Source organism: Pseudomonas sp. B2M1-30 (assembly GCF_025447575.1).
GTDB lineage: Bacteria > Pseudomonadota > Gammaproteobacteria > Pseudomonadales > Pseudomonadaceae > Aquipseudomonas > Aquipseudomonas botevensis.
On the sequence record NZ_JAOEJT010000002.1, the window covers coordinates 484,426 to 509,999 of the forward strand.

The window sequence follows — 25,574 nt, forward strand, 5'->3', positions numbered from 1 at the left end:
CGCAACAGATCGGAGTGACGCAAAAGTAAGCTTATCGGATTTAGAGCTGAAGCTTTCTGTCCGAATGGGCATTAGGCACGGGAGTATCCATCAAGGCCGAAACCAAGCCAGATTCAGTAACAACACTCTCCATGCACCGACTTCTCTCTGCATCAACTACTTTACGCCGCATCTTTAGCTACCATCCCGTCCCATGCATCCACCACTTCAGCCGGTGAATAGCTCACCACCGGACGCTGGCGAACCACCGCCACGACCACAGGTTTGAGATAGAAATTGGCCATTGCACGGCGTTGGTCTTTAGCAGCAAATATCACTTCGAGACTTTTTTGCGATAGCGCCTTTTCCAAGTTGGCGTTCACGCTGTCGATCTCCTCTCTGGCAAGCATGAAAGCGATAGCCAAATACTCCAACTGAGCCTGGATGATGCTGATGATCAAAACGCGATCTTCTTGAACCAGTTTGCCCATCAGCTTGGCAGAGATTGCGGTGGCAACGATACCTCCGATAATCCCACCTGCTGTGCGGCCAACCATCGCGCCAATTGGCCCTAGGGGAGCCGCCAGAATTCCCCCGGCGATGGAACCCACCGCACCACCCGCTACACCTGATGAGGCGACAGCAAGGTTCTTCGCAAATTGCGCTTTAGAGATACGACCACGAGCGAGCTTGATGAGATCTGGACCGGTAGTCACAGCAATGACCGCGATGGAACTGATCAGCGTCCCCCGTAGCGCTTTGTTCACGCCACTTTTGCTCACTCCCATACCTTGAGCCAGTAACCCGCGTGTACTCGGCGCCAGACTTGTAACATCAATCAGGGTCAGAGATCGCTGGATGAACTGGACGCGATGTAATTGCTGAGCCGCAACATACACCGTCAGGCTGCGACCAAAGCTTTTTCCGGCCTGGATAGAGGCGACTTGCAGAGCCTTACGGCGATCTTGAGTCTTCAGATAAAACAGTGTCGCGCTGACCCCGAAGCTGATACCCCCGGCAACGGCCCCTACCACGACCCCTTCGGTGATGTCATAGGCGATGGACTCGAAAGTACCAAACTTGGTAATACTGCGCGCCTGGCTATACGTCAGATGACCTTTGCGGATTAGCTTCACCGCATCTTTAGGATCCGAGACGCCTGGCACCTTACCCTCGCTGATCTTGCGTTGGAGCGTGCGTACTGCATCAACATATTGGTCTTTGGGTACCTCGATCTGCATGGCACGCCCTTGCTGGTCGAAGTACTTGTAGCCACCCTGTTGCCCGTCGAAAGCAGCCCCGACACTACGGGCACCGGTCGCACAGTATTTAGTCTGAATCATCTGACCCTGTACCAACCGGTCAGCACCATTTTTGGCATTGTTGTCGCCAAGAATCTCTGCCTGGCGCCCCATCATGCGATCAACGCGATGGTTAACCTTTTCGGCGGCAAATCCATGGCCTTGGCCACCGGCGGCAAACAATTTGTGATTTGCGTCCCAAGCGCTTCCAGATGCCATCAGCACAAAACCATTCGTGGCCGCGTCGGCCAGGAACTCCTCTTGAGGCTTGTCACGAACACTCAGGCATACCTGCTCGGTTTCAGCACAAATCGTGGAGCAGAACCACTCTGCGTCATTCGCACTGCTGCGAACTTCGGCAAGCCCGCACGCGGTACAGCAACTGATACGCTGTGACAAGGCAAAGGCACACCAAAAACGACCGTCACGAAAATCCTGGAACTGGCCAAAGCTCATTTGCCGCTCTATGAAGTCCTGGGCAGCGGCACCTTCAAACCCGAACGCACTGCGCACAATTGCACTGAGTGCCTCAGAGCGATGACGAACTTGCTTGAGCAGTACGCCGTGAAGTGCCTTGTATCGGTTGCGGTACCAGTTTTCGGCAAAAACCCAGCGCTGCCCCGCCACCTCCATTTCACGCAAGGTGCCTGCGCCTGTCAGGTAAGAGAGACGCCCATTGAAAAGGGTTTCGACTTCCTTGGCATCAAGAATGCTGTCAGCGGCCAGGACTTTAAGTGTCTGGCTAACATTGAGCGAGGTCTGTACTTCTAACGCCTCGCACGTGCTGGATTCCAGCGTGGAGCGAGCATGGTCCTGGCTGATGGCATAAAGCTGCACGATTACCGCCACACCCCAATAGAAGTAAGCGGCAACTTCAGCGCCAGGCCAGCGCAGCATTTCAAAAAACACCGGTACCAAAGCGCAAACCAGCAACAACGCAAAAGCGCCGTGAACACAACGATGGAATTCTTGATCCTTCTTCAGCAGCCACTCTTCTGCCAGGTTGTTCACAAGGCTGCGCCTGCTCTTGCGGTGGACGACCAGCATCACCCCATACAACATGGCAGGCAGTCCAAACTTCAGGCTGGCAAACGCCCCGGGAGGAAGCTTCGGGTGCCACCCGAGTACCGCCCAACAGAACGTCAACGCGAACGTTGCTGCAGTAGTCAGCCAAGCTGCACCGGCGCGAAGCTTAAGCGGTTTAGTGATGGCCTCCACCGAGACGCCATAGACAGCAGGTAGCCCCAGCGCAACCAACCCAGCCAGACCAAGCACAAACTGGAAGGCTAGTCCGATGAAACGGAGCAACTTGGCCATCAGTGCCAGTGCGATGAATACGACGATAATGCCGACAATAACGCCCATTAGTTTTCAGCCGACAGGGTGAGAAAAACGATGGGGAGTCGCGCGCTTCCTTGCAATGGCATAACGCCCTCGATAAAGGTCCATGAGGGCGCGATTGATATCATATAGACACTATTTCGGCCAGTATCCAATCAGCCGATAGTGCAGGCTGAGCGTCGGCTCAGAAGTCGACCGTCGCCGACAACAAATAAGTTCGCGGCGTGGCGAGGGTCAGTCCTGGTTCACTGTCATCCGACGCCCCGGCCGAACTCCAGTAGCGTTTGTCCGCGACGTTCTCGACATTGGCCCGCAAGGTGATGTTCTTTTCATCGACCTTGAAAGCGTAACGCGCGCCGACATCGAAGCGTTCCCATGCCTCGATTTCCTTGTCGTTGGACTGATCCAGGTATTGCGAACTGGAGTAAATGCCCCGCCCGGTCAGGGTCAGGCCCTGCACATTCGGCACGTCCCACTCGGCGCCGAGATTGACGTTGTACTTCGGTGTTGCCGGCGCGCGATTGCCGTCGAAGGTGCCATTGGTGGTGTTCTTCAACTCGCTGTCGATGTACATGACACCGCCGAGCAGGCGGAAGCCGTTGAGTGGTTCGCCGAATACATTCAACTCCACTCCGTCGTTCTGGCGCTTGCCGTTGGGGCCGAAGACGCGCGTCACCGCGTTGGTTTCGTAGGCTGGCTGCTTGATGCGGAATACCGCCGCCGTCACGCCGAACGAGCCGGCGTCATATTTGGCGCCGACCTCGACCTGACGGCTGATGAACGGCGGGAAGATTTCGTCCTCGTTGACCGAGGTCGACGGTGCGATCTTGCCCTGGCTCAGGCCTTCCATGTAGTTGGCGTACAGCGACAGTTTGTCGGTGGCCTTGAACAGAACGCCACCGGATGGCGAAACCTTTTTCTCGTCGTAGGCCGTGTCACCTTTGACGTCGTTGCTCCAGTCATCGACTTTCACTCGCTGCCAGCGCGCACCCAGGGTGACCAGCAGACGATCGTCGAAGAAGCCCATCGTGTCTGCCAGCGCCACGCCGCTGAAGCGGTTTTCAGTGTAGACCTCAGCGTCCTGGCGCGTCGGTCGTACTGGCGTCGGCGTCTCGACCGGGTTGTAAATATTGCTCGGGGACGCCGCGTAACGCGCGCCGCCGTTTTCGAAGTCCATGTAGAAGTAACTGGCCGCGAGGTTGACCTCATGGCTTACGGGGCCGGTATGGAACCAGTTGCGTACCCCGGCGGTGGCCGTGCGGACGTTTTCATCACGGGTGAAATCCCGGGGCTGGACGCTGAAATCACCGGCATCGTTGGTGACCGAAACCGCATGCCGAAGGAAGTCATGATTGCTTTTGCGCACGCCGACACCACCGTAGAGCATGGTCGAATCGTTGACGTCGAACTCGGCGTTTACCGTGCCGAAAGTGTCTTTGGTGCGCGCTTTGCTCCAAGGCTGTGCGTAGTTGCGGTGAACATCATTGGCGCTCGGCACCCGGGCATTCGCGCCGACCTGCACACGCTCCTGCGGCGCATCGGTGTCACGCTCGGTGTGGCCGACATCGGTCGACAGACGCAGACGCTCACCCCGGAAATCCAGACCCAGCACCGCCATGTCGCGATCGACGCTCTGGTGATCCCATTCGGTATCGCCGGACTGCTTCACCCCGTTGAAACGAATACCGAACTTGTTGTCTTCGCCAAACCGCCGCCCGACATCCACCGCCCCGCCCACCTGATTGTTGGAGGCATAGTTGGCCGTGAGTGAGGTGATCGGTTTGTCGGTGGCGCGCTTGGGCACCACGTTGATGCCGCCGCCCACGCTGCCCCGTGGCGAGATGCCGTTGATTAGTTGGGTCGGACCTTTGAGGATGTCGACGCGATCGGCCATTTCCATGTCGATTGTGTAGGTCGGCAACACGCCGTAGAGGCCGTTGTACGCGACATCGCTGTTGAACAGGCTGAAGCCGCGAATGGTGAACTGCTCGTAACGCCCGCCGGCCGGGTTAGTGGCGCGCACGGAAGGATCGCTGGCGATCAGATCGCCCAGGGTGCGGGCTTGCTGGTTCTTGACCGCCTCGCTGGTGTAGGTGGTCATGCTGAACGGCGTTTCCATGAAATCACGGGAACCGAGCAGCCCCTGCGAGCCGCGCCGTGCGACCTGACCGCCGGCATAGACGTCGCCGCCGGTTTCATCGTTGGCGCCGAGAATCGAGGTCGGCGCCAGTTGCAGACTGCTGCCCTCCGCCGCCGGCACCAGAATGTAAGCGCCCTCTCCCACGGGTTGCAGTTGCAGGCCGGAACCGGCAAGCAATCGCGCAAATCCCTCCTCGACGCCATATTCCCCGGATAAACCTTGGCTGCTGCGACCGCTGACCAGCGCCGGATCCACCGACAGATTGACCCCGGACAACCCGGCAAAACGGGTCAGCGCGGCACTCAGGCTGCCGGCCGGCACCTGATAACTGCGGCGGACGGCGGCATCGTCGGCCCAGCTCACCGGAATCAACAACGGACTGGCACTCAGGCTCAGCATGAAGCTCAACTGCAACAACGGACGCAAACGACTCGGGAATACTGCGGGCATTGGAAGAAGCTCTCGTTTTCAGTTCACTTACCTGGAATGACCGGCGAGGCGAAAAAAAGGGACAGGCTTCAGGCAATATTTTTTCGAGGAACCAGCGTGACCCAGAATCGGGTGCGTGATTGCACGTCCAGCGGCAGGCTCGCCGCCAGCAGTGACAGCACGCGATCGGTATTGTCGAGACGGAAACTGCCGGTGATGCGCAGGTTTTCCAGTGCCGGATCCCAGCGCAGCAGACCGGACCGGTAGCGACTCAGCTCACGCAAGAAATCGCCCAGCGCCTGGTTCTGCGCCATCAGCACACCGCTGCGCCAGTCCGGCAGCAACGCATCGAATGGCGCTATTGGGCCGACCCCGCTGGCTTGCAGGCTGACCTGTTGCCCGGCTTGCAGGGTCATCATTGGCCCGTGCAGCGGTTGCAACTGCACCGAGCCGCTGACTACCGAAACCCGACAATCACGCTCGTTCAAACGCACGCAGACTTCGCTTCGACTGACGACGATGCGGCCGTACGGCGCCTCGATAGTCAGCGCAACACTGCCGGGCACTTTGAGCGCCATTTCGCCGCGCACCAGGGTCACCCGATGCTTCGCGAGATCGACATTCGCCGCACTGGCGGTGTTCAGTTGCAACGAACTGCCGTCGGCCAGCGGCAGGCGCTTGAGTTCACCCGTGGAGGTTTGCAGATCAGCACGCCAGACATCCAGCGGCAATTGTCGGCTGATCAGCCAGGCTGCCGGCACCAGTGCTGCGACGCCGAGTGCCCGTTTCAGTGCGGCCCGACGCGCGAGGTCCGGACGATCCAGCGTCGCCATCGCCAGGGTCGGAGGCAATCCGCAGAAGCGTTGACGCAACAACTGGGCTTTCTGCCAGGCACTTTCATTGCGACTGTCGCTGCTGCGCCAGTGTTGCAGGCGGGTGTGATCGTCGTCGGTGGCTTCGCCGGACTCGAGCAGCGTCAGCCATTGCGCCGCCGCGCGGGCCACTTCACGGGCTTCACTGGAAATTGCGGTGCGCATCACAGCTCCAGCAGCAGGCAATGTTCATAGGCTTGCGCCATGTAGCGCTTGACCGTGCGTTCGGAGACGTCCAGGCGCTCGCCGATTTCGCGGTAGCCCAGGCCTTCGAGCTGACTGAGCAGGAACACTCGACGCACCGGCGGCGCCAGTCCGTCGAGCAGTTCGTCTAGGGCTTGCAGGGTTTCCAGCAGGATCCAGCGCTGTTCCGGCGATGGCATGCACTCTTCCGGCAGGTTCGCCAGCGCATCCAGATAAGCCTTTTCCAGGCTGCGGCGCGTGTAGAAATTGCTCATCAGGCGTTTGCCGATGGTCAGCAAATACGCACGCGGCTCACGCATATCGACGATTGACTGCGAACTGCCAAGCACCCGCAGGAAGGTGTCCTGGCTCAGGTCAGCCGCATCCCAGGCATTGCCCATGCGCCTGCGCAGCCAGTTTTCCAGCCAGCCACGATGGTCACGGTACAGGGCGTGGAGGCTGTGATCCGGTGGCGACGCTTCAATCATCTCAAGAGATCCTGCGAAGGATATAAATGAGACTGATTCTATTTAATGTTCAGGCGCAAAACCAAGCCCTTTTCTATAGAAAGGAATTGGCGTCGCGTTTACGGGTGTTCAGGACGCCGTCGCAGCCCTCCCCTTCTTGCCGACGGTGCCCATTTCAATCGGCGTTTTTATGTAGAACACGGAAATGTCCTCAACCTCCAGGCGTTTGAACAGGCGCTCGGACTCCTCCTCGGTGATCGCCATGCGAATCTCCGTCGGCTGGTCCGCCAGTTCGAAAAAGTGTGAGGAATGCAGCCGGCCGGTATGCCCGAAACCCTCGATACCGGTTGAAAGCGTCGCCCCGCGCAGCCCCATCTCCTTTGCCAGATCAACAAGCCAGTCGCCGAGCATCTTTCCCTGATGGCGCCGGTTTTGTTGAGTAAAGAAAATCACCAGAAAACCGTTCATTTCGTCACCTCAACGCGTGCCAAACCATTGATAGGACAACAGCCCGGCGGCGGTCATCGCCAGCGAGCCTGCGACGTGTACGGACACCGAGCCGAGCGCCCAGAAAAGCCGGCCCTCCTGAAGCAGGGCGACGGTTTCGGCCGAAAAGGTAGAAAACGTAGTGAGCCCGCCACAGAAGCCCGTGATGATCAGCAACCGCCACTCAGGGCTGAGCGAAGGAGATGCCGCGAGAAACGCGATGGCCAGGCCGATGATGTAGCCGCCCACCATGTTCGCGACCACGGTGCCCGGAGGAATCGCGGGAAACAGCGCATTCAGCTTCAGGCCCAGAAGCCAGCGCAACCACGCGCCAAGCGATGCGCCTACGGCAATGACCACGAGAGATTTCAGCATGATGGGCTCACCTCGTCAGACCGATGTGGCCGAACCGGGAGCGGGCACGCGCAGCAAGAAAGCGGCGGCTGGGGGAGTAAATGCATGATCCTGTCCTTTCAATGTAGGGACAGGGCGAGCAGACACACCTACGCACCCTGTCCAGGGTTCACGTAGGCATCATCAGCACAAGGCGGTTCAAGGAGGAATGCCATCTCCTGTTGCCGATGCTATAGCAACGCAGACGCCGGCTTCAAGAAACGTTTTGATACAGAAAAACAAAAAAGCACCCGCAGGTGCTTTTTTGCTGGAGCAGGTAACGCCGCGACGTCAGATAGACAAACCGCTGACCTTCGCCCGCGCCGCATGCAGCTTTTTATAGCTGTCGACCAGGCGCTGATGGCGATCCAGCCCTTCCAGCTTCATGCTGGTCGGCGTCAAGCCGTAGAAGCGCACGCTGCCGTCGACCGAACCGATCGCCGCGTCCATCCGCTCATCGCCGAACATCCGACGGAAATTGACCTCGTAATCGGCGAGTTCCAGATCGTCGTCCAGTTGCATTTCCAGCACCACATTCACCGCTTGATAGAACAAGCCGCGCTCGACAGTGTTGTCGTTGTATTGCAGGAAGGCCTCCACCAGATCCTTGGCCTTTTCATACTTCTGCGTGGCCAGGTAGATCAGCAGCTTCAGCTCCAGGATCGTCAACTGACCCCAGGCCGTGTTGTCATCGAACTCGATGCCGATCAACGTGGTGATGTCGGTGTAGTCGTCCAGTTCGCTGTCTTCCAGACCCTTGACGAGATTGCGCAGCCCCACCTTGCTCAGGCTGTGCAGATTAAGGATGTCGGCGCGAAATTGCAGGGCCTTGTTGGTGTTGTCCCAGATCAGATCATCGACCGGATAGATCTCCGAATAGTCCGGCACCAGAATCCGGCAAGCCTTGGCGCCGATATGCTCGTAGACCGCCATGTACACTTCTTTGCCCATGTCTTCGAGAATGCCGAACAGCGTGGCGGCCTCGTCGGCGTTGGAGTCTTCGCCCTGACCGGAGAAGTCCCACTCAACGAATTCGAAATCAGGCTTGGCGCTGAAGAAACGCCACGACACCACACCGCTGGAGTCGATGAAGTGTTCGACGAAGTTGTTTGGTTCGATCACTGCCTGACCTTCGAAGGTCGGCTGCGGCAAGTCGTTCAGGCCTTCGAAACTGCGACCCTGCAGCAACTCGGTCAGGCTGCGTTCCAGCGCCACTTCGAAGCTCGGGTGAGCGCCGAACGAGGCAAACACACCGCCAGTGCGCGGGTTCATCAACGTCACGCACATCACCGGGAATTCACCGCCCAGCGACGCGTCCTTCACCAGCACCGGGAAGCCCTGCTCTTCCAGGCCCTTGATCCCGGCCAGAATGCCCGGGTATTTCGCCAACACCTCCTGCGGCACATCCGGCAGGGCCATCTCGCCTTCGAGGATTTCGCGTTTCACCGCCCGCTCAAAGATCTCCGACAGACATTGCACCTGGGCTTCGACCAACGTGTTGCCAGCGCTCATGCCGTTGCTCAGGTACAGGTTTTCGATCAGGTTGGACGGGAAATACACCACCTCGCCGTCCGACTGGCGCACAAACGGTAGCGAGCAGATCCCGCGCTGTGTGTTGCCGGAGTTGGTGTCGTACAGGTGCGAACCGCGCAGCTCGCCATCGCGGTTGAAGATCTCCAGGCAGTACTCGTCGAGGATCTCCTGCGGCAGCGCATCGTCCGGGCCAGGCTTGAACCAGCGCTCGTCCGGGTAATGCACGAACTCGGCATTGGCGATGTCTTCGCCCCAGAACTGGTCGTTGTAGAAGAAGTTGCAGTTCAGCCGCTCGATGAACTCGCCCAGCGCCGACGCCAGCGCGCTTTCCTTGGTCGAGCCCTTGCCATTGGTGAAGCACATCGGCGAATGCGCGTCGCGAATGTGCAGCGACCAGACGTTGGGCACGATGTTGCGCCACGACGCAATCTCGATCTTCATCCCCAGGTCGGCGAGGATCCCCGACATGTTGGCGATGGTCTGCTCCAGCGGTAGGTCCTTGCCGGCGATGAAGGTGCTCGCCTGGGAATCCGAATCAGGCATCAGCAAGGCCTGGGCATCGGCGTCCAGGTTTTCCACTTCCTCGATCACGAATTCAGGCCCGGTCTGCACGACCTTCTTCACCGTACAGCGATCGATGGAACGCAAAATACCTTGGCGATCCTTGGCGGAGATGTCCGCCGGCAATTCGACCTGGATCTTGAAGATCTGGTTGTAGCGGTTTTCCGGGTCGACGATGTTGTTCTGCGACAGACGAATGTTGTCGGTCGGGATATTGCGGGTTTCGCAGTACAGCTTCACAAAGTAAGCCGCGCACAGCGCCGAGGACGCGAGGAAGTAGTCGAACGGACCCGGTGCCGAACCATCGCCCTTGTAGCGGATAGGCTGGTCAGCCACCACCGTGAAGTCATCGAACTTGGCTTCAAGTCGGAGGTTGTCGAGAAAGTTGACCTTGATTTCCATGCGGGATTACCAGAATAGCGAGCTGAACAGAATGGCCGCCATTATCCGGTTTTTCAGCGGGAAGTCTTGTGCTTTGGCGCGGCGACCGCTGACCGGGCGCCGTTCAGAGGCGTTGGTTACGCTGCGCCATCTCGGCGACGATGGCCTCGATTACACGGCGCGCCGTCGGCGACAGGCTGCGGTTTTGCAGGCTGACCACACCGATTTCCGAATGAAACCTGGGGACATCGGCGACGCGCAGCTCGATCAACCTGCCGGCCTCGATGTCCTCGGCGACCGCACCGTGGATGACGCCCATGATCGTGTCGGTCGACAGGGCTACGGATTTGAGCAGCGCCACATCGTCGCATTCAAGCACGATGGGCAGTGTCTGCCGGGAAGACATGCCGAGGGTTCTGGCCGTCTCGGCTTTGACGACGGCGGGCAAGCGCGTGGTGGCGACGCCATACCCCTCAAGTTCGATCAGCGTCACTTCACGCCCGGCGAGCGGATGCTCGGGGCGGACGAAGAACCCGGCTGAAACCTGGCCCAATGAGTGAATCAGCAGATCAGACTCCGCCGAGAAATCACGAATGTCGGCCACGAAGAACTCGATCTCTTCGGCCCGCAACCGTGCTTCGAGAATCTGCCAATTATTGATCTCCACCCGCAGCGCAATCGCCGGGTGCCGTTGTCGCAACAGCGGAACCACCTGATGCATCAGCATCGCTGCCGGGAACGGCCCGACGCCGAAGGCAAGATTGCCGAGCTGGCCGTCGCCGTAGAGCGCCATGTCGCGCTCCAGCGAGCGCGCATCGAACAGCAGGCGCCGCGCCCGCTCGATCAGAAACTCCCCCGCCGGAGTCGGTCGCACGTCGCCGCTGTCGCGATCGAACAGGCGCTGGTTGGTTTCGCTTTCCAGCGCCTGGATGCTGCGGCTCAAGGCCGGTTGGCTAAGATGCACCCGTTCGGCAGCGCGACCGAAATGGCGTTCATCGGCCAGCGCCAGCAGATGTGAGAGTCGTTTAATGTCCATGTCGCCGATGCTAGTGACGCATTACACGGATGTAAACAATGCATTGGATACATCACCCGTCTCTCCCTACGCTTTGGCCGAAAGCCCCTTCGGAGAACAACAAGAATGAAACCGACCTTCCCCGCTCTCCTCGCCCTGGCACTGGTTACGTTGGGTGGCTGCGACAAAGGCCCCAGTGTGGCTGCGGACGACGCGACCCCCGCCACGGCAGCGGCAATTGCCGCCAGCATCAAAGGCCTGAACCTGGAAGACAGCAAGGATCTGACCGATGCCAAACGCGGCTTCATCGCCCGGCCAACCGGGCAGATCCTCGGCTCAGACGGCAGTGTCCTGATCGATTTCGAGGCGTTCAGGTTCGTCGAGGGCCAGGCGCCGTCCACGGTCAACCCGAGCCTTTGGCGCCACGCGATGCTCAACGCGCAGATCGGCTTGTTCAAGGTCACTGACGGGATCTACCAGTTACGCGGCTTCGATATCGCCAACATGACCCTGATCGAGGGGCAAACCGGCTGGATCGTGGTCGACCCATTGACCGCCAAAGAGTCCGCCGCTGCCGCCCTGGCATTCGCCCGGCAACAGTTGGGTGACAAAGCCGTCAGCGCCATAGTCTTCACCCACGACCACGTCGACCATTTCGGCGGCGTGCTGGGCATCACATCAATCGAGGACGTGGCCCGCCGCAATATCCCGGTCGTCGCGCCCGCCGGCTTCATGGAGGAAGCGACCAGTGAAAACATTCTGGCCGGGCCAGCGATGGCGCGGCGTTCGATGTATCAGTTCGGCAAGAACCTCGCGCCCGGCGCCAAAGGCATCGTCGATACCGGGCTGGGCAAAAACGTCGCTTACGGCAGCATCGGGATCATCGCGCCGACGCAAATCATCGACCAGCCGACCCAGGAACTCGTGCTCGACGGCGTGACATTCGTCTTTCACAACATGCCGGGCGCCGAAGCGCCGGCCGAGCTGACCTTCTCGATTCCCGAGCGCAAGGCCTACGGCGGCGCCGAGCTGCTCGCGCAGACCATGCACAATCTGCTGCCGATCCGGGGCGCCAAGGTGCGCGATGCGTTGCGCTGGTCCGAATACACCCAGATTGCCCTCGATGAACTCGGCGACACCGAGGTCTACTTCGGCCAGCACAACTGGCCGATCTGGGGCAATGAGCGGATCCGCGAGTTCATCACCAAACACCGCGACGTCTACAAATACCTGCACGACCAGACCGTGCGCCTGATGAACGCGGGCTACACGCCCAACGAGATCGCCGAGAAAATCCAGTTGCCCGATTCGCTGGCTTCGTACTTCGGCACACGCGGCTATTACGGCGACCTGCGACACAACGTCAAGGCGATCTACCAGATGTACCTCGGCGCCTACGACGGCAACCCCGCGCATTTGAATCCGCTGTCGCCCAGGGAGTCGGCCAAGCGTTACGTCGAATTGATGGGCGGCAGCGCCAAGGTTGTCGACGCCGCGCAAGTCGCCTATGACAAGGGCGAGTATCGCTGGGTCGCGGAGTTGCTGAACCAGGCAACCCTCGACAAACCCGATGACAAAGCCGCCAAGGAGTTGCTGGCCCGCGCCTATGAGCAAATGGGCTATCAGGCGGAATCGGCGACCTGGCGCAACAGTTACCTGACGGCGGCCCAGGAGTTGCGCAATGGCCCGCCCGCCAAAGGCGTCAAGCGCTCCGACCTGATCGAGTTGATGAAGCAGACCCCCACCGAGCGCTTCCTTGAAGCCATGGCCGCAAGCCTCGACGGGCCGGCCGCCGATGGCAAGAACTGGACCTTCAACCTCGTGCTGACCGATACCCACGAGACGTTCGTGCTGTGGATCGAGAACGCGGTGCTGCACTACCGAAAAGCCGCGCCGGTGGCTAATGCCAACGCGACGCTGACGGTCAGCAAAAACCTGTTCGTGCAATTGCTGAGCGGCACTGCCGGGCTGAAGGAAGCGCTGACCTCGGATGAGTTGAAGATCGATGGCAGCCAGATGGACCTGTTGCGCTTCCTCGGTTTGCTGGAAAAAGCCCCGGGCAACTTTGCGATTGTCGCCCGCGAAGGCGACTGACCCGAGGTGATTGCGGAGTGATTGCTCCGCAGTGATCGGAACGGCGGCCTGTTTTTCTCGCGGGACGCGCTACCTAGCATGGCTCCACTGTTAATTGTGGAGCCATCCCATGCACGACTCACCCGCTTTACCCGCTTCAACGGCGCTCGCCGCAGAGCCGCCCTCCTCCTGGCGCGACTGGCTGTCGGTGTATTCCGTGGCCCTTGGCGCCTTTGCCTTTGTCACCACCGAATACCTGCCGGTGGGCATCTTGCCGCAGATCGCCGACAGCCTGAACGTCACCGTCGGCGTGGCGGGATTGATGGTCACCGTGCCGGGCATTGTCGCGGCAGTGTCGGCCCCCGTCGTACTGCTCGGTGCAGGGCGCATGAACCGGCGCCAGCTATTGTTGTTGCTGACCTTGCTGCTGGTAATCGCCAACCTGATCTCGGCGGTGTCGCCGTCATTACCGATCCTGTTACTGGGGCGCGCACTGGTCGGTATCGCACTCGGTGGGTTCTGGGCTGTAGCGATCGCAGCGGCCGGACGGCTGGTCAACGCAGCGAACGCTGCCAAAGCCACCGCACTGATTTTCGCCGGGATCACCGTGGCAACGGTATTTGGCGTACCGCTCGGGACGTTTGTCAGCACGCTGTTTTCCTGGCGCATATCGCTGGCCCTGACAGCGGGTCTGGCCTTGCTCGCGCTCGCTGCACAGGTGCTGACCTTGCCTTCACTACCTTCCAGCGAGGGGTTGAAAGTACGCACGTTGCTGGCCTATCTCTCACGAAGCAATGCCCTGCGCAGCATGCTGTTGCTGGGCGCCGTGGTCGCCGCGCACTTTGCCGCTTACACCTACATCGCACCGTTTCTCGGACAGCAGGCCGGATTTTCACCGAGTGCGATCACCGCCATTCTGCTGGGCTTCGGTCTGGTCGGTATGCTGGCCAACTTCACCATGGCCGGCACCATCACCACACATCTCCGGGCGTCGTTGGGCGCAGTGGTGCTGCTGATGGTGATCGCCCAACTGGCGCTGCCGCAGTTGCAGGGTTGGGCCGTGAGCCTGGCAGTGTTGCTGTGGGGCGTGGCGTATGGCGCGATTCCACTGGGTGTCAGCAGCTGGATGCAACTGACGTCGCCCAAACTTCCTGAAGCCAGCTCGGCGATGCTGGTCACCACGTTTCAGGTGGCCATCGCCTCGGGATCGTTGTTCGGAGGCCTGGTGGTGGACCACACTGGCGTAGCCTCGGCGCTTTGGCTGGGCGCCGGCGTCGGCTTGCTCGGGCTGCTGGTGTTGCTCAGCTTCGGCGTCGGCAAAGCGCCCATCGCCGAATCCTTGCAGCGCTGATTCACCCTCGCAAAACGTTATCCTTGAAATAGTCGATCAACACCCGCAATCTCGGTGCCGTCTGCTTTGCCGCAGGCCAGAGCATCCACAGGTTGCCGGTGTGGTCGGTGTAGTCCCCCAACACCACCTCCAGCCTGCCATCGGCCAGCGGCTGACGGATTGAAAAGTCCGGCAGGCAGGCAATCCCCACCCCATCCAGCGCCAGGTACGTCAGCGGATCCATCGTGGTGCAGGTCAGCGCCCGTGTCAGGTTCGGTTCGATGTGCGTGTCGCCGACCCGCAGCGGCCAACGCTCGATCATCCCCGTCGCCGGAAACTTGTGCAGCAGACACACATGCCGGATCAGATCGTCCGGGTGCCTCGGCACGCCATGGCGTTCCAGATACGCCGGCGACGCCACCAACTGCAATTGATAGCCCCCCAACTTGCGCGCCATCAGCCGCGAATCCTGCGGCGCACCGGTCCGAATCACCGCGTCGAAACCTTCCTCGATCACGTCCACCATACGGTCAGACATGTCCACGTCCAGCTCGATATCCGGATAAGCACGCATGAACCCGGCCAGTACCGGCATGATCAACACATTCTGGATCGGCACGCTGATGCGTACTTTGCCACGAGGCGTGGCGGACAATTGCAGCAGCTCTATCTGCGCCGCTTCCACCTCACTGAGGATGCGTTTGCAGCGATCCAGGAACAGCTCGCCTTCGGTGGTCAGGGTCACGCTGCGGGTGCTGCGATGAAACAGCCGCACGCCCAGACGCTCCTCCATGCGCGCGACGCTCTTGCCAACGGCAGAAGCAGAAATCTCCAGCAGGCGCCCGGCTTCGGTGAAGCTGCGGGTTTCCGCCACTTGAATGAAGGCCGTGATACCGCTGAGGCTGTCCATCATGGCAGGCGTGCTCGGGGGTGAGAGTGAGGTAAGCGCAGAGTAGATGCGGGCGAAGGATTTGCAAAGAGCGGGATTTTTCAGGCCGCAAAACGCCTTCGCGAGCAAGCTCGCTCCCACATTCAATCGTCACTGAGCACGTATTCTGTGCTCAACGAAAACCGATGCGGAAGCGAGCTTGCTCGCGAAGGCGGTATTGCCTGTAACCGAGGCCGGTCAGGCACTCTGCTGATAGAACGGATAATCCGTAAAGCCGACCTCGGTGCCACCGTAGAACGTATCCCGGTCGTAGGCATTCAACGGCAGATCTTGGCGAATGCGCTCCGGCAGATCCGGGTTGGCAATGAAGTCGCGCCCGAACGCCACCAGATCGGCGTCGCCGGCCTGCAGGATGCGCTCGGCCGAAGCGGCGTTGAATCCGCCCGCCGCAATGATCAAACCTTCGTAGTGCTGGCGGATCAACTGCGCCGCCACCGGGTTCTGATCCTTGCTTTCATCGATCGAGTTGCCAATCACCCGTGGCTCGATCAGGTGCAGATAGGCCAGTTTCAATTCGGCCAGTTGCTGCGCCACATACACGAACAGTGCCTCAGGATCGCTGTCCTTCATGTCGCCAAAACTGCCACTCGGACCAAGGCGTACCGCCACCCGCTCGCTGCCCCACACCGAAATCACTTCACGGGTGATGTCCAGCAGGAACCGCGCACGCTTGGCGATGGTGCCGCCGTAGGCATCGGTGCGCCGGTTGCTGCCGTCCTGCAAAAACTGGTCGATCAGATAACCGTTGGCGCCGTGAATTTCCACGCCATCGAAACCCGCCTCCAGACCGCGCTGTGCGGCGCGGCGGAAGTCTTCGACCAGCGCGGCGACTTCCGCTTCGCTCAAGGCCCGATGCGGCGTGCTCGGCACCCAGCCGCTGGCGGTGTAGGCAACACCGTTGTACTCGACGGCCGAAGGCGCCAGTGGTTGTGCGCCGGCCGGCTGCATGTCGCTGTGGGACTGGCGACCGGCATGAAACAGTTGCAGGAAAATCCGCCCGCCCTTGGCGTGAACCGCATCGGTAATGGCCTTCCATCCGGGGATCTGCGCATCGTTGTACAGACCCGGTGAGCCGAGATAGCCATTGCCGGTGGTCGACACCACGGTGGCTTCGGAAATGATCAACCCGCCGTCGGTGGCGCGCTGCGAGTAATACTCGGCCATCAACGCACCGGGCAGATCGCCTGGCTCGGAGCGCATGCGTGTCAGCGGTGCCATGACCACGCGGTGGGACAGCGCATGCGGGCCGATCTGGATCGCGGAAAACAGGGTTGGGTGATTCATGGTGACCTCCAATAATTAACTGGAGGCCACCTTAGGCCACACGCCACTGGAGAAAAACCGGCTGCATTTCCACTCTCTGCGGACGGATCTGTCCGCAATCACCGACCTATGTCCCCGTTGGCGACTGCGGCGTATCCGGATTGAGTTGCTGTTTGCGAAATTGCCCTGGCGGCTGGCCGTGGATCTGTCGGAAGCGCCGGGAAAAGTACGCCTCGTCGGCGAATCCGCACAGCCGCGCCACCTCGCCCACTGGCCGAGCGCTGTTGAGCAGGTAGTTACGCGCCGCATGCATTCGCCGTTCGAGCACCAGTTCGGTGAAGGTCTTGCCGATTTCCTTGCGCAGCCAGTGCGTCAGATAGGTCGGTGACAGGTAGGTCGCGGCGGCGACCTTGATCAGGTTCAGATCCGGGTCGGCGATGTTCTTGCGCAGGTACTCGGACATCCGCCCCAGCGCATCCCGTCGACTGGTTTCCGCCGCGTTCTCTTCGGCCAGCCGCTTGAGCGGTTCGGCATACAAGCCACAGACGCTGCCAATCAGTTGCAGCAGCAAGCCCTTGAGCATCTCGCGGGTGCCGAACTGGCGGTTTTCATCCAGCGCGCGCATTTGTTCGATCAGGCCACAGACCCGGGCGAAATCCTCGTCGCCGAGAATGAAGTCCAGGTGTTCCTGAAAACGGAATGGCGACAACTCCGGCGCCAGCAGGATCGAGACTTCCTCCAGGTCCATCGGATCGCATTGCAAATGCGGCAGCAGAAATGTCTGGGAAAAATTGATCACCATGAACTTGCTGTCGGCCGGGTGCGGAATTACATGCACGCGGTGCGGCAGGATAAAAGCCAGGGTATTGCGTGGAAACGGGCGCTCGACGTTGCCGATGTGCTGCACGGTGTCGCCACCGAGGTTGATCTGGATCTGGAAATACTCGTGGCGGTGAGGACTGGTTTCAGCGCGTCGTCCCTGCTTGTCACGAATATAGAAGTCGGTCAGCTCGCTGCGCTGCTGCATGACATAGGTGGGCACTCGGCTGCTGGCTGACATCTCCCGGAGATCCTCGACAAGGTGCGTGGGCGGTGGCCGATTGTGACGGTCAGTTCGTCCGCTTTTCAATAGGTCATACGATGACGTGAGTATTGCCGTAATTTCCCGCACATTGCCGACGAACGGTCAGAGTCCAAAAAAACCAATACAAAGCAGAGACTATTTTCCTATTAAAAACAGTATGTTGGCTTGAAAAGGTCACAAAGCCGCGTTTTCTGCATTCTAGAATTTTTTGGACAGATCCAAAGATCAGCGTTTTCTTCCCGAAAAACGATCTGACAGGCGTGTTGATTTAGCGAGGTTGTACGACCACTGTAAAGACCAATGCAGCCCGACTTCCTCCAAAAACAATCAAAGGTGCGCACGTCATGAAACAGCATTTGCCCTCTCACCCACCCTCTTCCCTCTCCATCATCGGCACGCGCCTGAAGACGCTTTCGCACGCCTGACTCCGGCTGGCTGCGCCGCCCACCGCTCGCAAGAAAACACCCAACCCCGACATTCGGGGAGCGGGACCGGCTGCGCGCAAAACAACGGCTCCCAACAATAACAAGGCCAACTCCATGTCCAACTCCCCTCTCTCGCAAACCGCCGCTGCGTCGGCGATCAGTGGCGTCCAGGACGCCGCATCCACCAAGCGGCTGCCGACACGGCGACGCTGGTTCATGCTGTCGCTGCTGCTGATCGCGACGATCATCAACTACATCGACCGGGTGAACATCTCGATTGCCGCACCGTTCATGGCCAAGGACCTGGGCCTGGACAAGATCGAAATGGGCCTGATCTTCTCGGCGTTCGCCTGGACGTATGCGTTAGCCCTGGTGCCTGCCGGGTTCATCGCCGACCGCTTCGGCTCGCGGCTGACTTATGGCGTGTCACTGATCAGTTGGTCGACGGTCACGGTCTGCCAAGGCCTGGCCTCGGGCTTCGCCTCGCTGTTCGGCCTGCGTCTGGCGGTCGGGGCCATGGAGGCGACGGCGTTTCCGGCCAACAGCCGCGCAGTGACGGTTTGGTTTCCCGCACGCGAACGGGGCATGGCCAGCAGCATTTACGTGTGCGGCCAGTATCTGGGCACGGCGCTGTTTACCGGTGCGCTGCTGTGGCTGGCAACCACGTTTGACTGGCGTCACGTGTTCTACAGCACCGGCGCCCTCGGCATCGTGTTCGGGGTGTTCTGGCTGTACTTCTACCGCGATCCGCTGGAATGCAAGAAGGTCAGCAAGGAAGAACTGCAATACATCGAATCCGGCGGCGGGCTGGTCAAGAGCAGCCAGGAACGCACCTGCTTCAACTGGCGCCAGGTGGCCGAACTGTTTTCGTACCGGCAGATCTGGGCGATCTGCATCGGCAAGTTCGCCAGCACCTCGGCGCTGTACTTCTTCCTGACCTGGTTCCCGACGTACCTGATCGAAGAACGTCAACTGACCATGATCAAGGCCGGGATCTTCGCCGTGCTGCCGTTCGTGGGTGCAACGGTCGGCATCCTGCTGGCCGGGATCATTTCCGATCTGCTGATTCGCCGTGGCTGCTCGATGTCGTTCGCCCGCAAGTTGCCGCTGGTGGTCGGGTCGATGCTCGGCATGTCGATCGTGCTGGTGAATTTCACCGACTCGAACCTGATCTGCATCGCCATTCTCACCGTTGCCTTCTTCGCCCAGGGCATCGCTTCGTCGTCGTGGGCAGCGGTATCGGAAGTCGCGCCCAAGGAGCTGATCGGTCTGACCGGAGGCGTGACCAGCCTGGCGGCCAACATCGGCGGGATCGTCACGCCGATCGTGATTGGCGCGATCGTCCATGCCACCGGTTCGTTCGCCTACGCCTTCTGGTTCATCGGCGGCGTGGCCCTGATCGGCACGCTGTCCTATTCGCTGCTGCTCGGCCGTTTGTATCGCATCGAACTCAAGCCGCGCTGAAGCAAACACAACGGTTTTCTCCAATACGAGGCGGCATTCGTCCAACTTCACCCCCGGATGCCGCCGTACGCTGACGTTTCAATCAGGACTTCTACAGAGATGAACATGACAGAGTACGTCTTTACCCCGGATTTGCCTGTGACCTTGCCGGTTGCCGGCAGCCAGCAACGTTTTCCGGTGGGCCGGGTGTTTTGTGTAGGCCGTAACTATCCATGGCCGGATACCCAGACCCAGGGTCAATCGCGCATCCCGCCGGTGTTTTTCATGAAGCCGGCGAGCACCGTGGTGGATGCCGTCGGTGAAGTGGCGTTCCCGGTGCTGACCGAGGACTTTGCCCACGAAATCGAACTGGTGGTGGCCATCGGCGAAGGCGGCGCAAATATTCCGGAAAGTCAGGCACTGGCCTACGTCTGGGGTTACGCCGCCGGGCTCGACCTGACCCGGCGCGACGTACAACGCGCGGCCAAGAGCAATGGCTTGCCGTGGGAAGGCGCCAAAGTCTTCGACGGTGCCGCACCGATGACCGCCATCGTTCCGGTGACGCGCTCAGGTCATCCCGACGGCGAGTTGTGGCTCAACGTCAACGGCGAGGAACGCCAGCGCGACAGCCTCGACAGCCAGATCTGGTCGGTCAGCGAAGTCATCAGCCGCATCTCGCAATCGGTCGCCCTGCGCGCCGGGGACCTGATCATGACCGGCAGCCCGGCAGGCGTTGACGGCCTGCAACCGGGCGATGTGATCAACGCCGGGGTCGATGGCATCGGCCAATTGGAAATGCGCGTCGGCCAACGCCCCTGAAGCCTCCCACCCAGACCAATAAAAAGGAAACCCCGACATGCCCAACACCCAACCCTTGAAAGTCGCACTGGTGACCGGCGCCGGCAGCGGAATCGGCCGCGCCGTGGCCCTGGCCCTGATGGCTGACGGTTTCACTTTGGTTCTGGCCGGCCGCCGGCCTGAGCCTTTGCAAGCCCTGGTCGAGCAGGCGCGCAATGAAGGTCACGAGGCCTTGGCCGTTCCCACCGACGTTCGTGATGAAGCCAGTGTCGATCGTTTGTTCGCGACAATCAGCGAGGTCTACGGACGCCTGGACGTGGTGTTCAACAACGCGGGCATCAATGCCCCGGCCGTGCCGCTGGATGAGCTGACGGTCGAGCAATGGCGCAACGTGATCGACACCAACCTCAACGGGGTTTTCCTCTGCGCCCGTGGCGCGTTCGGCCTGATGCGCCGACAGCAGCCGCAGGGCGGACGCATCATCAATAACGGCTCGATCTCGGCCCATACCCCAAGGCCGTTCAGCAGCGCCTACACCGCCAGCAAACACGCCGTGCTGGGCCTGACCAAATCCCTGGCGCTGGATGGACGGGAATTCAACATCGTCTGCAGCCAGATCGACATCGGCAATGCCCTGACCGAAATGTCCGTGCGCATGACCAAAGGTGTGCGCCAGGCCAACGGCAGCATCGCGGTGGAGCCGATGGTCGACGTCCAGCATGTCGCCGATGCCGTGCGCTACATCGCCGCCCTGCCGCTGGCGGCCAACGTTCTGAACATGACCGTCATGGCCAGCGCCATGCCGTTTGCCGGTCGCGGTTGAATCTTTTTTGAATTATTCGAGGTTTACATGAAGCCAGAAGTCTTGCAGCTCAGCCCGATCCTGATTCCGCAAATCAATGCCCGACTCGATGAGTTGTTCACCGTGCGACGCTATTTCCAGCAGGCCGACAAGGCCGCCTACCTGCAAGAGCACGGCGCCAATATCCGTGGCGTGATCACCGGCGGGCACACTGGCATCACCCAGACGGTGATGGCGCAACTGCCCAATCTGGAAGTGGTCGCGGTCAATGGCGTGGGCACCGATGCGGTGGATCTGGCCTACGCCAGGGATCGCGGCATTCGAGTGACCGCCACTATCGGCGCCCTGACCGAGGACGTTGCCGATCTGGCGATAGGGTTGTTGATCGCCGTGTGTCGCGGGCTCTGCACCAGCGATCGTTACGTGCGCTCGGGCCAGTGGCCGCAGAGCCCGACGCCGCTGGCCCCGCTGCCACTGGCGCGTCAGGTGTCCGGCATGCGGATCGGTATCGTCGGCATGGGCCGGGTGGGCCGTGCGGTGGCGGTTCGCGCGGCAGCCTTCGGTTGTCCGATCAGCTACACCGATCTGCAACCAATGAGCGATGTCAGCCACACCTTTGTTGCCGACCTAAAGCAACTGGCCCGGGACAGCGACGCCCTGATTCTTGCCGCTGCCGCCGACAAGGCCGAAGCAATCATCGATGCCCAGGTGCTGAAGGCTTTGGGAACAGACGGTTATTTGATCAACGTTGCCCGGGGCAAACTGGTCAACGAGACCGATCTGGTGGCGGCCCTTGCAGCCGGTGAGATTGCCGGCGCAGCGCTGGATGTGTTCGTCGATGAGCCGAACGTCCCCGAGGCGTTGTTCGGCAACGAGCAAGTGGTGCTGCAACCGCATCGCGCCAGCGCCACCTTGCAGACCCGCACGCGCATGGGGGAAATGGTGGTGGCGAGTCTGGTGGACAGCTTCGCCGGCAAAGTCCCGCAGGGTTGCGTGACGGGCTGACGGTTCGGCCACCGGGGTGCAATGCCTCGGTGGCGCCTGCCGATGTCGATCAATGCTGTGGCCAGGCACCTTCTGGAATTTGCGCCAGTGCCTTGAACGCAGGCTTGGCGAACCAGTAACCCTGCATCAGATAGATGCCGCAATCGGCGAGGAAGTCCCGTTCTTCGGCGTGCTCGATGCCTTCGGCAATCACCTCGACTCCCAACTCCACACAGATGCCCACCACCCCTCGAACGATTGCCTGACGTACGCGATCGCGATGAATATCACGAATCAGCGCCATGTCCAGCTTGATCAGATCCGGCTGAAAATCGGCCAGCAGGTTCAACCCGGAATAGCCGGCGCCAAAATCATCGATGGCGGTCTTGAAGCCAAACTCACGGTATTCGCGCAGGATATTCATCAGGTGTCTGTTGCTTTCGACGTGCTCGCCCTCAACCGCTTCGAAGATCAGCCGGTCGAGGGGAAAGCCGTGAGCGCGTGCCGCATCCAGTGTGCTGCGGATGCACAGTTCCGGGCGGTAAACGGCATTGGGCAGAAAGTTGATCGACAGGTGCTGCGTCATTCCAAGGTCTGCGGCGGTCGAAATCGCCCGAACACGACACTGCTGGTCGAAACGGTAGCGGTTCTGATCGTCGACCTGCTCAAGCACAGATAATGCACTCTCGCCATTGATGCCGCGTACAAGTGCTTCATGCGCGAAAACGCTTCGGTCGCGCAGATCGACGATAGGCTGAAAAGCGAAGGAAAAATCGAGGTCGGGCTGGCTGCTGCGTCGGCATCCCTGGCAGCCACCGGATGGCGGGAATAGTTCGGAAAAATCGGTCATGAAGCCTCGCCAAAAATGGGTTGCCGCCTTCCATGGTCAGGCTGGAAAACTGATAGGCGAAACGCTGTGACCGCGTTTCGCATGCTATGCGGGTGTAAGTCTGCGGGGTATTGCGCGTGGGCGCCGCTCACTGTTCGCGGAACGGTCGCAATCGGGTTATCGACCGGTCAAATTCAAACCTTAGCTCCGTTCGTCGCCTGCCCCGCTGCCCCTCAAAGACGCGGTTCGCCATCAATCCTGAAAAAACCAAATTGCGATGTGTTTCCTTCGTTCCTTTACACGTCGCAATGTTCATTGCCTGTTCCTGTCTGTCTGGAGTTTCTCGATGCCCGCGCCCAAATCCCTGCCCACTGCATTGCTGGGGCTGGCCCTTGCCTGTCCGGCGATGGCTGAAACCCAAGGCCTGGAGCTGGGGCAAGTGCTGATTTCGGCTGAGGATCAGGGCAGCGAAAACGCCCGTGTCGAAGAAGCCAGGGCGCGTCTCGCTCAGGTTCCCGGCGGCAGCAATATGGTCGACATGCGCCGCCCGTTGCAGGGCCGCGTGGCCGGCAATCAGGATGTGCTGGCTTATCAGCCGGGGGTGTATGCCCAGTCCTCGGGCAATGAAGGGACGAAAATCTCGATCCGAGGTTCGGGGATCAACCGTGCGCCGGGCGCCCACGCCTCGGGGTTGTACACGATGCTCGACGGTCTGCCGCTGACCGGCCCCGGTGGTACGCCTTATGAGTTGCTGGAACCCTTGTGGCTCGATCATGTGGAAGTGCTGCGCGGTGCCAACGGTTTCGACCGGGGCGCGCTGGCCTTGGGCGGCGCCATTGATTACGTCAGCCACACCGGTTACGACGCGCCGAAATTACAGGTGCGTTATGCAATGGGCAGCAAGGGTTATCAGCAGCGTCAGATCAGTTCCGGGCAGGTGCTGGGCGACTTCGATTACTACGTGTCGGCCACCGACGCGAGCGCTGACGGTTATCAGGATCACACCAAGAGCGAGAGCCAGGGTGTCATCGCCAACTTCGGCTATCGCTTCAACCCGAACCTGGAAACCCGCTTCTACTTCCGCTACCGCGAGACCGACAACGACCTCGCCGGCCGGGTGACCAAGCATTCCATCGAACATGATCCACGGGCGGCCAACCCTGCCTATGTGTCGCGGGACGACAGCCGCAAGCAACCGGGCAGTACGTTTTTCGGCAACAAGACCACCTTCTACATCGACGACGATTCGAGCATCCAGACCGGCCTGGTCTATCACGACTACCCGATGGATCTGCGCGAAGGCTCCAATCGCCTGAAGGTCGCCTACACCGACGTCAGCGGCACCTTCGACTACAAGCGCCGCGACACGCTTTGGGGCCTGGAAAGCCGCAGCACCGTGGGCCTGCGCGTGACCAAACACCTGCCCAACGACGGCGCCAGCGAAATGGTCCGCATCCCGACCGGCAACACTGCCGGTTATGCGCCGGGCACGCACATGCGCAATTTCACCTATCAGGGCTCGGACACCGTCCTGCATGTGGGCAATGACCTGGAAATCGCCGACGACCTGTGGCTGACCACCGGCCTCGCCGCGATCTACACCCGCCGCGAAAGCGATGTTACCTACCCGCAAAACGGCGGCAAGACCAGCCTGGGCGACTGGGACTATGCCCCGCGCCTGGGTCTGCGCTATCAGGTGACGCCGGATCTGCAACTGTTCGGTAATCTCAGCCGTTCAGTGGAAGCGCCGCACCCGTGGTCGCTGATCTACAGCTCCAACATCCGCTTTGGGCCGGAAAACGGTCCGGCCACCGGCACCCAGCGCGACCCGGTCAAACTGCAAAACCAGACCGCGACTACCCTGGAACTTGGCGGTCGCGGCGACAGTACGCTGGGCGAATGGAGCCTGGCCTGGTACTACGCGCAAGTGCGCCATGAACTGCTTTCGGTATTGCCGGACGCCAACGCCACCACGCCTTATGAACTCAACGCCAGCCCCACGGTGCATCAAGGCGTCGAAGCCAGTCTGCAGAGCCATCTGTGGACGGCCAACGACGGCGGCCAGTTGAGCCTGCGTCAGGCCTACACCTTCAGCGACTTCCACTACCGCGACGACGAGCGCTTCGGCGACAACCGCCTGCCGGGCCTGCCGATGCATTACTACCAGGGCGAGTTGCGCTACGACTGGCCGCAGGGTTTCTTCGCGGCACTCAACACGCAGTTATCGTCGAAAGTCGCGGTGGATTACGCCAACAGTTATTACGCCGACCCGTACGCCACTTTCGGCGCCACCCTGGGCTACAACGCGCCCAAGGGTGACTGGCAGACCTGGCTGGACATGCGCAACCTGACCGATCAGCGTTACGCCGCGACCGTCACGCCGGGCTACGACGACAAAGGCCTGGACGCGGCGCGTTCGACGCCGGGGGAAGGCATGGCGATGTATGTCGGGGTGTCGTGGAGTTTGCGCTGAGGACTAGCGGGCTGTTTAACCGTTGACTCGCCGGGTAAAA

The 25,574-nt window shown here is 60.5% G+C and carries 19 protein-coding genes and 1 riboswitch; of the genes, 7 read left to right on the forward strand and 12 right to left on the reverse strand.

What is annotated here, in order from left to right:
* Window positions 1–161: 161 nt before the first annotated feature.
* From N8H74_RS05880 to N8H74_RS05915, 8 genes are all read right to left on the reverse strand, one after another.
* Complete coding sequence (locus N8H74_RS05880; protein ID WP_262146543.1) at window positions 162–2,645, reverse strand: hypothetical protein; 2,484 nt, start codon at window positions 2,643–2,645, stop codon at window positions 162–164.
* Window positions 2,646–2,805: 160 nt separating this feature from the next.
* Window positions 2,806–5,211 (reverse strand): TonB-dependent receptor, encoded by a 2,406-nt coding sequence (locus N8H74_RS05885; protein WP_262146544.1) that lies wholly within the window; start codon window positions 5,209–5,211, stop codon window positions 2,806–2,808.
* Between the two features lie 68 nt (window positions 5,212–5,279).
* On the reverse strand, window positions 5,280–6,227 hold the full coding sequence (locus tag N8H74_RS05890; protein ID WP_262146545.1) for a FecR domain-containing protein: 948 nt from the start codon (window positions 6,225–6,227) through the stop codon (window positions 5,280–5,282).
* On the reverse strand, window positions 6,227–6,733 hold the full coding sequence (locus tag N8H74_RS05895; protein ID WP_262146546.1) for a sigma-70 family RNA polymerase sigma factor: 507 nt from the start codon (window positions 6,731–6,733) through the stop codon (window positions 6,227–6,229). Before N8H74_RS05895 ends, N8H74_RS05890 begins: the two co-directional genes overlap by 1 nt.
* A gap of 108 nt (window positions 6,734–6,841) precedes the next feature.
* The gene (locus N8H74_RS05900; protein ID WP_217831154.1) at window positions 6,842–7,180 is read right to left on the reverse strand and encodes a DUF190 domain-containing protein; all 339 of its coding nucleotides are present in this window, start codon (window positions 7,178–7,180) and stop codon (window positions 6,842–6,844) included.
* A gap of 9 nt (window positions 7,181–7,189) precedes the next feature.
* On the reverse strand, window positions 7,190–7,573 hold the full coding sequence (gene crcB, locus N8H74_RS05905) for a fluoride efflux transporter CrcB (protein WP_217831155.1): 384 nt from the start codon (window positions 7,571–7,573) through the stop codon (window positions 7,190–7,192).
* Window positions 7,574–7,719: 146 nt separating this feature from the next.
* Window positions 7,720–7,780, reverse strand: a riboswitch (Fluoride riboswitch).
* A 102-nt stretch (window positions 7,781–7,882) separates the two neighbouring features.
* Window positions 7,883–10,087 carry an OsmC domain/YcaO domain-containing protein gene (locus N8H74_RS05910; RefSeq protein ID WP_262146547.1) on the reverse strand — a complete coding sequence of 735 codons (2,205 nt, stop codon included), beginning with the start codon at window positions 10,085–10,087 and terminating at the stop codon, window positions 7,883–7,885.
* Window positions 10,088–10,190: 103 nt separating this feature from the next.
* A complete protein-coding gene (locus N8H74_RS05915; RefSeq protein WP_217831157.1) occupies window positions 10,191–11,102 on the reverse strand; it encodes a LysR family transcriptional regulator in 912 nt (303 codons plus the stop codon).
* 105 nt (window positions 11,103–11,207) lie between these two features.
* Between N8H74_RS05915 and N8H74_RS05920 the strand changes: the two genes are divergently transcribed.
* Entirely contained in the window at window positions 11,208–13,175 is a 1,968-nt protein-coding gene (locus N8H74_RS05920; RefSeq protein WP_262146549.1) for an alkyl sulfatase dimerization domain-containing protein, read from the forward strand.
* A 109-nt stretch (window positions 13,176–13,284) separates the two neighbouring features.
* Entirely contained in the window at window positions 13,285–14,505 is a 1,221-nt protein-coding gene (locus N8H74_RS05925; protein ID WP_262146550.1) for an MFS transporter, read from the forward strand.
* A 1-nt stretch (window position 14,506) separates the two neighbouring features.
* Here the strand turns inward: N8H74_RS05925 and N8H74_RS05930 are convergent, their stop codons facing one another.
* The 3 genes from N8H74_RS05930 to N8H74_RS05940 all read right to left on the reverse strand — a co-directional run bounded on the left by N8H74_RS05930 (window position 14,507) and on the right by N8H74_RS05940 (window position 17,756).
* The gene (locus N8H74_RS05930; protein ID WP_217831314.1) at window positions 14,507–15,394 is read right to left on the reverse strand and encodes a LysR family transcriptional regulator; all 888 of its coding nucleotides are present in this window, start codon (window positions 15,392–15,394) and stop codon (window positions 14,507–14,509) included.
* A gap of 216 nt (window positions 15,395–15,610) precedes the next feature.
* Window positions 15,611–16,717 carry an alkene reductase gene (locus tag N8H74_RS05935; protein ID WP_217831160.1) on the reverse strand — a complete coding sequence of 369 codons (1,107 nt, stop codon included), beginning with the start codon at window positions 16,715–16,717 and terminating at the stop codon, window positions 15,611–15,613.
* A gap of 106 nt (window positions 16,718–16,823) precedes the next feature.
* Window positions 16,824–17,756 carry an AraC family transcriptional regulator gene (locus N8H74_RS05940; RefSeq protein ID WP_262146551.1) on the reverse strand — a complete coding sequence of 311 codons (933 nt, stop codon included), beginning with the start codon at window positions 17,754–17,756 and terminating at the stop codon, window positions 16,824–16,826.
* Between the two features lie 563 nt (window positions 17,757–18,319).
* Here N8H74_RS05940 and N8H74_RS05945 point away from each other — a divergent pair.
* The 4 genes from N8H74_RS05945 (at window position 18,320) to N8H74_RS05960 (ending at window position 22,253) form a co-directional block, all read left to right on the forward strand.
* Window positions 18,320–19,669, forward strand: coding sequence for an MFS transporter (locus tag N8H74_RS05945; protein WP_262146553.1), 1,350 nt, complete (start codon window positions 18,320–18,322; stop codon window positions 19,667–19,669).
* A gap of 99 nt (window positions 19,670–19,768) precedes the next feature.
* Window positions 19,769–20,467 (forward strand): fumarylacetoacetate hydrolase family protein, encoded by a 699-nt coding sequence (locus N8H74_RS05950; protein ID WP_262146554.1) that lies wholly within the window; start codon window positions 19,769–19,771, stop codon window positions 20,465–20,467.
* Between the two features lie 37 nt (window positions 20,468–20,504).
* A complete protein-coding gene (locus N8H74_RS05955) occupies window positions 20,505–21,269 on the forward strand; it encodes an SDR family oxidoreductase (protein WP_262146555.1) in 765 nt (254 codons plus the stop codon).
* Between the two features lie 27 nt (window positions 21,270–21,296).
* Window positions 21,297–22,253, forward strand: coding sequence for a 2-hydroxyacid dehydrogenase (locus N8H74_RS05960; protein WP_262146556.1), 957 nt, complete (start codon window positions 21,297–21,299; stop codon window positions 22,251–22,253).
* A 49-nt stretch (window positions 22,254–22,302) separates the two neighbouring features.
* Here the strand turns inward: N8H74_RS05960 and N8H74_RS05965 are convergent, their stop codons facing one another.
* Complete coding sequence (locus tag N8H74_RS05965; RefSeq protein ID WP_262146557.1) at window positions 22,303–23,082, reverse strand: EAL domain-containing protein; 780 nt, start codon at window positions 23,080–23,082, stop codon at window positions 22,303–22,305.
* A gap of 325 nt (window positions 23,083–23,407) precedes the next feature.
* Here N8H74_RS05965 and N8H74_RS05970 point away from each other — a divergent pair, with 325 nt between their 5' ends.
* Complete coding sequence (locus N8H74_RS05970; RefSeq protein ID WP_262146558.1) at window positions 23,408–25,534, forward strand: TonB-dependent receptor; 2,127 nt, start codon at window positions 23,408–23,410, stop codon at window positions 25,532–25,534.
* The last annotated feature ends 40 nt before the right edge of the window (window positions 25,535–25,574 follow it).